This window comes from Candidatus Competibacter denitrificans Run_A_D11 (assembly GCF_001051235.1).
In the GTDB taxonomy this organism is placed as follows: Bacteria; Pseudomonadota; Gammaproteobacteria; order Competibacterales; family Competibacteraceae; genus Competibacter_A; species Competibacter_A denitrificans.
Map to the genome: position 1 here is coordinate 60856 of NZ_CBTJ020000020.1, position 12643 is coordinate 73498.

Consider the following 12643-nt stretch of genomic DNA (forward strand, 5'->3'; position numbering starts at 1 on the left):
TGGCTAAGTGGTAAGCGGGGGATGAGGGGATGTAGGCGGTAGAGAACCGAAGGCGATGGGCCAAGGACTGGGCAAATCTCAATCGCAAAGCCCTCACTTTCCTGCATCCCGCCCCATCCGGTTTACGCCCGGAGCGGTTTGTCATCAATCATGATGTTTGCGGACAAACCTGAGCCCCAACCTTAAGTTGTTAAGGCGGGGTAGAGGCTTTCCTTGATCTCCAGCGAAGGAAACAGCGATGAGCGACCCTGATCCCCTGATCAATGCAGTTAAAAGAGCGCAACGCTTCTCCAAACCGTCTTTGCCGTCGCTCCCGCCGCAGTGGGGGCGTTGGGCAGGCTTCGCCTTAAGTAGCGGTTTCTTGGTTTTTCTAGTCCTCTTCGTCTGGGTGTTTTGCCGAATCGAGCCGGGTTCGGGCGAAATTGCAATTTTGATCCATAAAAACGGCGATGACTTACCGCCAGGCGCGATCATTGCGCTGCAACCGCAGCAAAAAGGTATTCAATTCGACGTATTACCCGAAGGCCGTTATTTCCGTAATCCTTACACTTGGGGCTGGGAGATCGGCAAGATCACTGATATTCCAGCGGGCAAGTTGGCCGTATTAACTCGTTTATACGGCAATGAGTTACCCTCAGGCGAGATCGTTGCCGCCGGAGATTGCGCCAAAAGCAGCCCAGAGGATGCTAAGGGCATTGTGGCCACTGTGCTGGGTCCCGGCAAATACCGGATCAATCCCTACGCTTGCAGTGTTCAACTCTTTGACGCCCTTTCGATCCGGCCCGGCGCCGTCGGGGTGGTGACTTCGCTGACGGGGCGGGATGTGCTAGACGGCAAGCTGCCTGCTGAGGCCCGTAACACCTATCTGGTCGGCGAGCGCATGAAAGGGGTGGCTCCAGAGGTGCTGGACCCTGGCAGCTACTATTTAAATCCTTATCTCTACCATGTGGTGGAAGTCACTCTGCAAAGCCAGCGCTTCGTGCTTGGCGGCGAGGACGCCATTAGTTTCTCAACGCTGGACGGTTTTAATGTGCAGGTTGAAGGCACCCTCGAATTTAGCATTGATCGCAACAAAGCGGCGCTCATTACCCACCAAATCGGCGATATGGACGATGTACTGAAAAAGCTGATCCTGCCACGGGCGCGAGGCTTCAGCCGGATTGAGGGTAGCAAGCATCCAGCGATCAATTTCATCATCGGCGAGACCCGCCAGCAATTTCAGGACAATTTGGAACAGCACCTGCGCCAGAATGCCCAACACTGGGGGGTAGCGATCAAGTCCGTGTTGATTCGCAATATCGTCACACCCGACGCCATCGCCAGCATTATTCGTGACCGTGAGGTTAGCGTGCAAAATGCCCGCAAGTTCGAGCAGCAGATTGAACAAGCGCGTTCCTTAGCCGAATTGACCCGGCAAGAAATGCTGGCCCAGCAAAATCAAGAAAAGGTCGCGGCGGAAACCAGCCGTATCCAAGCCGTGATTCGGGCGCAACAGGATCTTGCGGTCAAACTGACGGCGGCCAATCAGGAATTAGAAGTCGCCAAGCTGGAAGATCAGGCCGCCGCCGCCCAAGCAGAGGCGATAATGGCGAAGGCGCAGGCGGAACGGGACGTGATCGGCTGGACTAATAAAGCGCAGGCGGAGGTGATCACCGCACAGGTGCGGGCATTCAAGACCGGCATGAATCTGGCTCGTTACGCCTTCTATCAAAAGTTGGGGCCGCGTATCGGCTCGTTGCTCGGCAGCGATGCGCCCGACAGCTTCGGCGGGCTGTTCCAACCCTATCTGCCGAAGGAGGCCAAACCATGAATCGGATTGGGCTGATCGTCGGCTTGGTGGCGGCGCTGGTGGGGAGCTGGTTGCTGTGGCAATGGGGCTTCTGCCGATTTTACGTGGTTCCCGGTTTTATGGCGGTCGTCACCGCCAAAAGCGGTGAGATATTGCCCCCAGGGCAAATTCTCGCCAAGCCGGGCCAGCGTGGTATTCAAGAACAGGTGTTGGGCGAGGGTCGGCATTTTCTCAATCCGTGGCAGTACGACTATAAGATCATGCCAGTGATTGCGATTCCGCCTGGCAAGGTTGGAGTCGTCACTTCCAAAGTGGGCGCTGACTTGCCACCCGGTGAATTTTTGGCCGAAGCGGGCCAGAAGGGCATCTGGCGCGGTGTGTTGGGGCCGGGTAAGCATCGGTTGAATCCGTTCGGTTATCAGATCGATATCGTCGATGCGATCAGCATTCCAGTGGGTTATGTGGGCGTCGTGACCAGCCTGTCCGGTAAACAGACCACGCCGGATGCCTTTGCAGGCCCTGGTGAAAAGGGAGTGCGCCGCGATGTCCTGCAACCGGGTTTGTATTACGTCAATCCAAAGGAATTGCAGGTCGATCTGCTGGAAATCGGCGTTAATCAGGTATCGCTGCTGGGTAAGACCGGCGGTGAAGTGATTACCAAGGGGAAAATGGCTTCGCAGAATGTGGCGATGGAGAATCTACAGAAGCGGGCCTTGGCTGAGCAGATGGAAAAGCGAATGGATTATGTAGCGCAACAGCGGGTGCAGGAATCGGTCAGCGATAAGCCACAGTTGGAAAGCAGCATGATGCGCGGCACGGCGCGCGCCAAGCAGGCGGCGGCTGCCGCGCCAAATCAGCAGAGTCCGCAACCGAGTCCAGCAAAACCGCAACTACCGCCGGATGCCAGCCACGTCTTGAGTCTGAATCAGTTTGTTGAATTCCCATCCCGCGATGGCTTTGAGATCAGTCTGGATATGACGGTAGAGTTTGAATTTCTACCGGAGCAGATCGCCTGGATTTATCAAAGTTACGGCGACTTACCCGCAGTGGTCGATAAGATCATCATGCCGCAAATTCTATCGGTATCACGGCTTAAAGGGTCGGCGTATCGGGCCAAGGATTTTATTGTTGGCGAGGGGCGGGAGAAATTTCAAAACGATCTCACCGAAGCCCTGGCGAAGGCTATTGAGGAGAAACATATCATTGTTCATGATGCACTGATTCGCCACGTCAATGTGTCTGATCAAATTCTCGACCCGATTCAACAAGCCAGCATTGCGATTGAACAGGATCTGACTAATAAGGAAAAGCAGAACACGGCGCGTAAACAAGCGGAATTGAATACGGAGTTGGGGTTGGTCGAACAGCGCCGCCAACAAGTCGCCCAGGAAACCGAGAAGTTAAAAGCCGAAATTTTAGCTGATCAGGAAAAACAAGTGGCGCAACTGCGGGCGGAAGCCTTGCGGCAGACCGCCGAAATTGACCAGCAGACGGCGTTGATTCGAGCGGATAAAACCCGAAAGCTCGGTCAGGCTCAGGCTAACACCGTGGCCTTGGTGGAAGGGGAGAAAGCCAAGGGTTTTGAACTGAAAGCCGCAGCCTTTGGCGATCCGGCGGCATTCACGTTGTGGGAATTCGCCAATAATCTCAATAAGGATCTGCGAGTGAGCATTCTGCACGCTGGCGCTGGTACGCTGTGGACGGATTTGGAGAAGGCGACCCTGGGTGAATTGGGGGGAGCAGCGGTGTTGAATAATAAGAAGTAATAGCGACCATCGGTGAATTGCCCAAAGAGCCTATTAAGCTGGCCATGAAGTGTTCGCTTAAAGATAGCCAAAATAGTTTGTTGAGAGGTTTGCAAAATACCGGGTTGAGTAAAGGCACGCCAGAATTCGAGAGAGGTGTGGATCATCTTTTTAGATTGAGAGGCAACTTTAGCGGTAGGAGTAAAGTGGCTCAGGTAATGGCGAGAGCACACTCTCAAATTTCGTATCAGTTCTCAAGGGTCAGCAGTTCGGGCAATAGCCCACACTTGGATATCGGTAACGCCAGCGGCGCGGAGGGTGCGCGCACATTCGCTGGTGGTGCTGGTGGTCGTGATGACATCATCCATCAGAGCAACCCGCGCTCCGGCGAGTTGCGGCCCTACCGTGAACGCGCCGATCAGGTTGGTTCGGCGCTGATGGGCCGGCAAGTCGGTTTGCGGCGTGGTGTGGCGGGTGCGCTGCAACTGATCGACCACCAGTGGAATTCGGTGCTGGCGAGCGATGGCGTGCGCCAGTTCAACAGCTTGGTTGAAACCCCTCTCGCGCAGGCGTCGCGGATGCAGAGGAACCGGGATGATGCAATCCGGGGGCGCTAGGCCGCTTTCGACGAAGGACAAAGCAAATAAGTCGCCTAAAAGCCGAGCGTGGCTCAAGTGACCACCGAATTTCAAGCTGCCGATGAGATAATCAAGTGGTGGCTGATAAACCAACGGCGCGAAGGCGCGCTCAAAGGGAGGTGGCTGTAAACGGCACTGTGGGCACAGCCCGCTTTGGCTAAGACTGAGTGGTAAAGCGCACCCCAAGCAAGGGTTGTGGTTCCTGGGCAAGTCCGCAGTACAGTCGGCGCATAAGTCACGGCCGTTGGCCCCGGCAGTGCCGCAGAGCAAACACAGGGGCGGCAACAGCCAGTGATGGAGCGCCAGGAACCCGCTGCGTATCATCATGTTGGTTTCCGGTTGACAAGGTTTTAGGGGTTGGAGAATATGCAAATTCCCACAGCAGCATAGCCATTTTTTTAGCCGCCGTTCAGGCAAGAGTAGGGTCATGCATATTTTGGAATCCAGCGAAGACACGGTTATCGGTAAGATTGCGCGGGCGTCGTCAGCCAAGCGGGCGGCCTCGTTGATGAACTATGGCAACATCATCGCGATTCTTTTGCCGTTTCCCTTGTTGATCTTTTGGTTTGGCGCCTCGATGATGGTCTATGCCATGAATCGCCACCATCCGAATCCGCAAGTCGGTTATTACACGCAGCGGGCGGCCACCCGATTCTATGCGGTTACCGGGTTTTTTATCGTCATAGGAACCTTCATTCCCGGTAATGGTTGGATGTGGTACCTGATTGCTTGGGCTGCGGCCTTATTGATTCTGGTGCCATGGTCGATCATCGATTTGCGAAACATCCAGCGGGAGCAGTGGATCGATATTCCGTTGGACGAAGAAGGCCATCCCTTACCAGGCGCGGTGGCGGCTTGAGCTTTTTATTGGATCGCAAGCGCGCAGTGTCGTGACCGCTCGCTCGAATCCAAAGCCCTCCTGGCCGCCAGCCCACGATAGCACCAGTCAGTCACTCTATGCCCATACGCTAGGGACTGGCTCGGACGTGGTGTTGGTCCATGGCTGGGGGATGCATTCCGGGGTTTGGGAAGATGTTGCCGAAGGATTGATCGACGATTTTCGGGTGACTGTGGTCGATCTGCCCGGCTATGGTTTCAGTCGGCGGTATGAGGGCCGACACACACTCGATGATCTGTGTTCGGCGATGGCGGCCGTAGTACCGACACCCGCCGCTTGGGTCGGTTGGTCGTTGGGTGGACTGATCGCGCAGCGTCTCGCGGTCACTGCGCCGCAGCGGGTCAGCCACCTCATCTTGACGAATAGCACTCCCTGTTTTGCGCAGCGCGCCGATTGGCCACATGCCGTTGCTCTGCCCGTTTTGCGCCAGTTTGCCGAGGATCTGCGTCGGGATTATCGCGCCGTGCTCAAACGCTTTATTGCTTTGGAAGTTTATGGCAGCGAACGGGCTAGCGCTCAATTGCAACAGTTAAAGGCTATGCTGTTTCAGCATGGTGAGCCGGCGCTCTCGGCACTGGAAGATGGCTTGCAAATTTTGGAAAGTACCGACTTGCGACCCGATTGGGGGCGGATTGTCTGCCCGATTTTGTTGCTGATGGGGGAGCGCGATCAACTGGTTCCTGTCGAGGCGGGACAGGCATTAGTGGCGCACAGGCCGGATGTGCGATTACGAGTGCTCGAACGGGCCGGGCACGCGCCGTTTTTCTCCCATCTACCGGTTTTTAACGCTGAACTTCGGGCGTTTCTCAATGGGTGATGCGGAGCGTTTGGTTTTTGCGGTTGATCGCGCTTTATTGCGACAAGCGCTCCAGCGAGCGGTTCTCCATTATGACCGTGCGGCGGTAGTGCAACGCGAGGTCGGTAAACGGCTGTTGGAGCGGCTGGAGTTGATCGATCTTAAACCCGCCGTTATCTTGGATCTCGGCTGTGGCACTGGTGCCATCACGACGCTTTTGTTCAAGAAGTATCGGCGGGCGCACGTCATCGGTTTCGATCTAGCATCGGCTTTGGTCGTTGCAGCGCGTAAGCGTGCGCCGTGGCTGCGGAGCTTGCATGGGGTGGTGGGAGAACCAGAATCGCTGCCATTGGCAAACGCCAGTTGTGATTTGATTTTTTCCAACCTGCTCTTGCAATGGAGTGCTGACTTGGCACCGGTATTCACCGAATTTCGCCGAGTGCTCAAACCGGGCGGAGTTCTGTTCTTTAGTACGCTTGGGCCAGATACGTTAAGCGAGCTGCGGCAGAGTTGGCGGATGGCCGATAGCCACAGTCACGTCAATGCGTTTCTGGACCTGCATGATATCGGTGATAGCCTGGTGCGAGCGGGTTTGTCTGGCCCGGTGATGGATGTCGAACGGCTCACTTTAACCTATCCGCAGGTTGATGGTTTATTGCGTGATTTAAAGGATTTGGGTGCTTCGAATGTGATCACTAACCGGTCACGAGGTCTGACCGGCCAAGCTCGCTGGCGAGCGGTGCGGGCCGCCTATGAGAAATTGCGTCGCCCCGATGGATTATTACCGGTGACCTGCGAGGTGATTTATGGACACGCTTGGGGACCATCGGCGGAACAGGGCCATTCGCGCGAGAGTGGAGTTGCCGTTTTTTCCTTGGACCGCTTACGGCAAGGCTTACGGAAGAGCCGGTAAATTTTGGCCTTGTAACCAATCGCTACCTGTTAACGCCGCCAAATAAAACCTTAGTTATATTAAAGGGTATTGACAAGTTTCCCGTCTACCGCTACTTGTTAAATAGGCAAGGCAGACGATGGGGCTTTCAGGTCATGATCGCAATCGAGTATGGCACGAAAGAATGTCAATTTTGTTATGTACTACGCCCCAATCGTTCGCTATCGTGGCGGCAAAATCTTTGGTTTTTGGCTGGTTTGTGCGCTGTAACGCTCATTGGGATAGCCCCATTGGTCGCGATGGGCTTTTGGCCGGTATTGCCGTTTGCGGGTTTGGAACTGCTATTGGTCGGCGCTGGACTCTATCGCGTGATGTGTCGCTGCCACGAATGCGAGGTGATCTGCGTTGCAGCGGACAGTATTCGCATTGAGCGAGGCCGCCGTGGTCCTCGCCAACGCTGGGTGATAGGGCGCGCTTGGGCACAGGTCGTTTTACGCGCGTGTCCGCACCGGTGGTATCCAAGCCGTTTGTTGATTCACGCTCATGGCCATGCCGTGGAAGTGGGTCGATTTTTAGTCGAGGAAGAACGTAAAAAACTTGCCCAGGATTTGACACATTGTCTTCGTGGGCAGGTCTTTGAACCTTAGTCCGACTGGGGATTTGAGACCCCGGCGGCCATTGAGTTGACTGATTTTTATTTTAATTTTATTTGGCGTCTTGGCCTTAAGGCGCGACCAAACTGTCGGGAGAGGAGGGGTATGGCAATCACTCGATTTACCAAATGGGGCGCCACAGGTTTGGCCGCTGCACCATTCTTGATGTGGGGTGCGGGCGCACGCGCTGAACTGGGGTTGAACATGCCTCAGGGTGTCACCGCTGTTAGCCGGGAAGTTTACGATCTGCACATGCTCATCTTCTGGATTTGCGTGGTGATCGCGATTGGGGTGTTTGGCGTGATGTTCTGGTCGATTTTCCATCACCGCAAATCGCGTGGCGCGGTGCCGGCTCAATTTCATGAGAGTACCCTGGTGGAGATCGTATGGACGGTGGTTCCGATGCTGATCCTGATCGGCATGGCGGTGCCGGCCACCAAAACCCTGGTCAAAATGTATGATAGCCGAGAAGCGGAGCTGACCATCAAAGTCACAGGTTATCAATGGCGCTGGCAATATGACTATCTTGACCAGAACGTCGGTTTTTTGAGTGTGCTTTCCACCCCAACCGCCCAAATCCGTAATACCGCTCCCAAGGGGGAACATTATCTCTTGGAAGTGGATAACCCCATGGTCGTACCGGTCGGCAAAAAGGTCCGAATTCTGACAACCGCCGCTGATGTCATTCATTCCTGGTGGGTGCCGGAATTGGGCTGGAAGAAAGACGCCATCCCTGGTTTTATCAACGAGAGTTGGACGTTGATCGAAAAGCCGGGAATCTACCGCGGCCAATGCGCTGAATTGTGCGGTAAGGATCACGGCTATATGCCGATTGTGGTCAAGGCCGTACCGGAAGCCGAATTCAAAGAATGGCTTGCCCAAATGCAGGCCAAGAACAAGCCGAATCCAAAAACTGCGAATGACGACAACTCGACTGTCAAAATTGCTGGAGGCCAAACTCTATGAGCACCGCATCACACGCTCACGACCACGCTGAGGACCACGGTCACGATCATGGCCCGCCGCGCGGTTTGACTCGCTGGATTTACACGACCAATCATAAAGATATCGGCACGTTATATCTGTTATTTTCGCTGTTGATGTTTTTTGTCGGCGGTTCGATGGCTTTGGTGATTCGCGCCGAACTGTTCCAGCCGGGTTTGCAGATCGTCAATCCCGACTTCTTCAACCAAATGACCACCATGCACGCGCTGGTGATGATTTTCGGCGCAGTGATGCCGGCATTCGTCGGCCTGGCCAACTGGTTGGTGCCGATGATGATCGGCGCACCGGACATGGCGTTGCCGCGCATGAACAATTGGTCATTCTGGATCATGCCGTTCGCTTTTACGCTATTGCTGTCCACCTTGTTTTTGCCGGGTGGCGGTCCAGCGGGCGGATGGACGCTATATCCGCCGTTGGTGTTGCAGACGGGGGATGCTTTCCCATTCGTTATCCTGGCCGTTCACATGATGGGCGCTTCCTCCATCATGGGGGCGATCAATATTATCGCCACCATTCTCAATCTGCGCGCTCCCGGCATGACCTTGATGAAGATGCCGATGTTCGTATGGACTTGGCTGATTACCGCCTATCTGCTGATCGCGGTGATGCCGGTGTTGGCCGGGTCGGTCACCATGCTGTTGACTGACAAATTCTTTGGGACATCCTTCTTCAACGCCGGCGGTGGTGGTGATCCGGTGATGTTCCAGCACATTTTCTGGTTCTTCGGCCACCCCGAGGTCTATATTATGATCCTGCCGGCGTTCGGGATCATTTCCATGATCATTCCGACCTTCGCCCGTAAGCCCTTGTTCGGCTATGCGTCGATGGTGTACGCCACGGCGTCCATCGCGTTTTTGTCCTTCATCGTCTGGGCGCACCACATGTTTACGGTCGGTATGCCGCTGGCCGGCGAGTTGTTTTTCATGTATGCGACCATGCTGATCGCGGTGCCGACTGGCGTGAAGGTGTTCAACTGGATTTCGACCATGTGGCGCGGTGCGATGACCTTTGAAACGCCCATGCTGTTTGCCATTGCCTTCGTGGTCCTGTTCACCATTGGCGGTTTTTCCGGGTTGATGCTGGCCATGGCGCCGGCCGATTTCCAGTATCAGGACACCTATTTCGTAGTAGCGCATTTCCACTATGTCTTGGTGCCAGGCGCGGTGTTCTCGATCATGGCGGCGGCTTACTACTGGTTGCCGAAATGGACCGGCCACATGTATGACGAGAAACTAGGGCAGTGGCATTTCTGGCTATCGACTATCGGTGTTAACGTGTTGTTTTTCCCACAGCATTTTTTAGGGCTGGCCGGAATGCCGCGCCGCATTCCCGATTACGCGCTGCAATTCACCGAATTTAATATGATGTCAACTGTCGGTGCGTTTATGTTTGGTTTCTCGCAACTGCTGTTTGCCTATAACGTCATCAAGACCATTCGGGGTGGCGCAAAAGCGACGGATAAGGTTTGGGAAGGGGCGGATGGTTTAGAGTGGACCTTAAGTTCACCCCCGGCTTATCACACCTTCACCACTGCCCCTGAGATCAGATGACAGACGGCAGTTCGATAGTCATGACTGAACCTAAGCCCGCAGCTTGGACGCCGCCAGACCAGCGTGCCGTCCGGGCGCGGCGCTTGGTGTTTCTCTTGGTGATGGTGGCTGTAGCCATTTACTTCGGCTTCATCATGATGATGGCGTGGCGCTAATGATCGCAAATCCTGAAACAACAGCTAATGCTAACAAGCGGTTGGTGCGGCGTTTAGTGCTGCTGACTGTGGGTATGTTTGCCTTTGGGTTTCTGCTGATTCCGTTTTACGATGTGCTTTGTAAAATCACCGGCCTCAACGGTAAAACCGGTGGCCGCGTGGAGGTGGTAGAAGCAGTCAAGGTGGATGAATCGCGCACGGTAACGGTGGAGTTTGTCGCCAGCCTGAATATCGGAGCGCCGTGGGAATTTGCCCCTAAAGTCGCTCGGATGCAGGTGCATCCCGGCCAGTTCTACCAGACCCATTTCTGGGCCAAGAATTTGGCCGACCAGCCCATGACCGGACAGGCCATCCCCAGTGTTTCGCCAGGGTTGGCAGCCTCGCATTTTCAAAAGATCGAATGTTTTTGTTTCAATCGCCAGCTCTTTCAGGCCAACGAAGGCAAGGAAATGCCGGTTACGTTCCGCATCGATCCGAATCTGCCGGCTGACGTGCGTACCGTCACTCTGTCCTATACTTTCTTCAGAATCGATAATGCGGGCAGTTGAAGTCCTGTCTTAACGGCTTTGCGCCCGCCACCATCCAGACCAGCCAGCGAGGAGAAATTTCATGACGCACGCGGAACATGCGCCAACAGATCACTATTATGTGCCACATCACAGTCACTGGCCTATCGTGGCCTCAATCAGCCTTTTCATCCTCATGTATGGGGGTGCCACTCTACTGAATGGCGGTAGCAAGGGGATATTGCTGCTGGGCTTAACCTTGCTGTTGATCACCATTTTCGGCTGGTTCGGCACGGTGATCCGCGAAGGCGAGAAAGGCATGTACAGCGATCAGGTGGATCGGTCGTTCCGGTGGGGAATGATCTGGTTTATCTTCTCGGAGGTGATGTTCTTTGCAGCCTTTTTCGGTGCGCTGTTTTATGCACGCAGCTATTCGGTTCCCTGGTTGGGTGGAGAATCCGATCATGGACTGGTGACACACGGGATGCTCTGGCCCAAATACGAAGCGGATTGGCCCACCAATGGTCCGGCCGATATTGGTGGTTTCTTCGCGCCTATGCACGCATGGGGGTTGCCGGCTCTCAACACGCTGATCCTGCTCAGCAGCGGCGTGACCATCACGCTGGCACACTGGGGTTTAATTGAAGGCAATCGGCCGAAGCTCATCAAATGGCTGGCGGCGACTGTCGCCTTGGGCATCCTGTTCTTATTTCTGCAAGCCACTGAATACCATGAGGCTTACAAACACCTGAACCTGACCTTGGGCAGCGGTATTTACGGTTCCACGTTCTTCATGCTGACCGGCTTCCACGGCTTGCATGTCACCATCGGCGCGATCATCCTAACGGTAATTTTATTTCGCAGCATGGCCGGCCATTTTACGCTGGAGCGCCATTTTGCCTTTGAAGCAGCCGCTTGGTATTGGCATTTCGTGGACGTGGTGTGGCTGGGCCTGTTTATCTTCGTCTACTGGATGTAAGGCTATATGCCGTGCGGCTTGATCAGGCCAGCCGCATAGGCCAGCATGAGGAGCAGAAACAAGGCCACGGAAAGGCCGATCCTGAAAGTCAAGGCTTTGACTGTACGCCGGTTTTTTCCTCGGTCGTTGATCAGAAAAAACAACCCTGAGCCTAAACTTGCGAGAATCATCAGGAGTAGGACGATGACGACAATCTTGAACATCAGTGGCTTCCGGCGGTGAACAAGGACGCTCTCAGTATAATCCAGTCGGGAGCGATGTGATGGGTTGGGCGTTTGGCGAAAGGCATAGTGTATATCCGATTTGGTGACTGGCTGTTCCGGCCTGGACGAGCATCTACGGTCGGCGTGTTATTGGTGTTGCCCTTCTTGCTGGCGCTGGGTTTTTGGCAGTTGGATCGGGCGCGACAAAAGGCCCAGCTACAAGAGGCGTTCGCCGAACGCTTTCAGCAGCCTCCGGTTGCCTTGCAGGAGATCGACGCCTCCGACCCAGCCAACCGATACCGCCGCGTGTCGGTGATTGGCTGCTACGATAGCCGACACCAGTTCTTGCTTGATAACCAAGTGCATGATAGCCAGCCGGGTTATCACGTACTGACCCCTTTACATCCCCGCGAGGGGACAGCGATACTGATTAACCGAGGTTGGCTACCGCTCGGCACATCGCGTCAAGCCCTGCCCGATATCATGATCCGTGAGGAGAGCGTTGCGGTGACCGGCTGGCTGGGACAACCCGCTAATCCCGGTTTGCGGTGGGGTGAGGCGACCGGCGGTAATCAGACGTGGCCTCGCATCCTGCCTTATGTCACTTATCAAGAGCTGGCTGAGCTGTTGGGCTATTCGTTGCAGCCTGCGATGATTCTGCTTGACCCGGAGTCACCCGCCGGGTATGGCCGTGATTGGCAGCCCCGCTTTGGGGGAAGCGGCCCGGAGCGGCATCGGGGTTATGCCGTGCAATGGTTCGCCTTGGCCGCTGCATTGATCATGCTTTATGTTGCGGCTAATACAGAGCGGTTCCCTCGTCCCAAATCACTTTAA

General features: G+C 55.1%; 13 protein-coding genes and 1 pseudogene. 12 read left to right on the plus strand and 2 right to left on the minus strand.

Annotation, left to right across the window (positions count from 1 at the left end; genetic code table 11):
• Positions 1 to 238: 238 nt before the first annotated feature.
• The gene (locus BN873_RS02430) at positions 239 to 1810 is read left to right on the plus strand and encodes an SPFH domain-containing protein (protein ID WP_048670383.1); all 1572 of its coding nucleotides are present in this window, start codon (positions 239 to 241) and stop codon (positions 1808 to 1810) included.
• On the plus strand, positions 1807 to 3555 hold the full coding sequence (locus BN873_RS02435) for an SPFH domain-containing protein (protein ID WP_048670384.1): 1749 nt from the start codon (positions 1807 to 1809) through the stop codon (positions 3553 to 3555). Before BN873_RS02430 ends, BN873_RS02435 begins: the two co-directional genes overlap by 4 nt.
• A 233-nt stretch (positions 3556 to 3788) precedes the next feature.
• Here BN873_RS02435 and BN873_RS02440 read toward each other — a convergent pair whose 3' ends face one another.
• Positions 3789 to 4499: a ComF family protein gene (locus BN873_RS02440; protein WP_071243966.1), complete on the minus strand. Its 711-nt coding sequence runs from the start codon at positions 4497 to 4499 to the stop codon at positions 3789 to 3791.
• Between the two features lie 100 nt (positions 4500 to 4599).
• On the opposite strand from BN873_RS02440, the gene BN873_RS02445 reads away from it, so the two are divergent.
• The 9 genes and pseudogenes from BN873_RS02445 to BN873_RS02480 all read left to right on the plus strand — a co-directional run bounded on the left by BN873_RS02445 (position 4600) and on the right by BN873_RS02480 (position 11606).
• Entirely contained in the window at positions 4600 to 5031 is a 432-nt protein-coding gene (locus tag BN873_RS02445) for a hypothetical protein (protein ID WP_048670386.1), read from the plus strand.
• Positions 5032 to 5062: 31 nt separating this feature from the next.
• A complete protein-coding gene (gene bioH / locus BN873_RS02450; RefSeq protein ID WP_139031634.1) occupies positions 5063 to 5887 on the plus strand; it encodes a pimeloyl-ACP methyl ester esterase BioH in 825 nt (274 codons plus the stop codon).
• Entirely contained in the window at positions 5880 to 6779 is a 900-nt protein-coding gene (bioC, locus tag BN873_RS02455) for a malonyl-ACP O-methyltransferase BioC (RefSeq protein ID WP_048670388.1), read from the plus strand. The genes bioH and bioC overlap by 8 nt, the downstream gene beginning before the upstream one ends.
• Before the next feature lie 134 nt (positions 6780 to 6913).
• Complete coding sequence (locus BN873_RS02460) at positions 6914 to 7405, plus strand: DUF2244 domain-containing protein (RefSeq protein WP_071243968.1); 492 nt, start codon at positions 6914 to 6916, stop codon at positions 7403 to 7405.
• A 171-nt stretch (positions 7406 to 7576) separates the two neighbouring features.
• Positions 7577 to 8302, plus strand: a pseudogene (gene coxB, locus BN873_RS02465) (cytochrome c oxidase subunit II); the annotation flags it as partial.
• 71 nt (positions 8303 to 8373) lie between these two features.
• A complete protein-coding gene (ctaD, locus tag BN873_RS02470) occupies positions 8374 to 9966 on the plus strand; it encodes a cytochrome c oxidase subunit I (protein WP_048670390.1) in 1593 nt (530 codons plus the stop codon).
• A 20-nt stretch (positions 9967 to 9986) separates the two neighbouring features.
• Positions 9987 to 10121, plus strand: coding sequence for a hypothetical protein (locus BN873_RS21120; protein WP_277921583.1), 135 nt, complete (start codon positions 9987 to 9989; stop codon positions 10119 to 10121).
• The gene (locus BN873_RS02475; protein ID WP_048670391.1) at positions 10121 to 10669 is read left to right on the plus strand and encodes a cytochrome c oxidase assembly protein; all 549 of its coding nucleotides are present in this window, start codon (positions 10121 to 10123) and stop codon (positions 10667 to 10669) included. The genes BN873_RS21120 and BN873_RS02475 overlap by 1 nt, the downstream gene beginning before the upstream one ends.
• Before the next feature lie 61 nt (positions 10670 to 10730).
• Positions 10731 to 11606 (plus strand): cytochrome c oxidase subunit 3, encoded by an 876-nt coding sequence (locus BN873_RS02480; protein WP_048670392.1) that lies wholly within the window; start codon positions 10731 to 10733, stop codon positions 11604 to 11606.
• Between the two features lie 2 nt (positions 11607 to 11608).
• Here BN873_RS02480 and BN873_RS02485 read toward each other — a convergent pair whose 3' ends face one another.
• Positions 11609 to 11809, minus strand: a complete 201-nt coding sequence (locus tag BN873_RS02485) for a twin transmembrane helix small protein (RefSeq protein ID WP_374727150.1) — start codon at positions 11807 to 11809, stop codon at positions 11609 to 11611.
• 87 nt (positions 11810 to 11896) lie between these two features.
• On the opposite strand from BN873_RS02485, the gene BN873_RS02490 reads away from it, so the two are divergent.
• Positions 11897 to 12643, plus strand: coding sequence for an SURF1 family protein (locus BN873_RS02490; protein ID WP_048670394.1), 747 nt, complete (start codon positions 11897 to 11899; stop codon positions 12641 to 12643).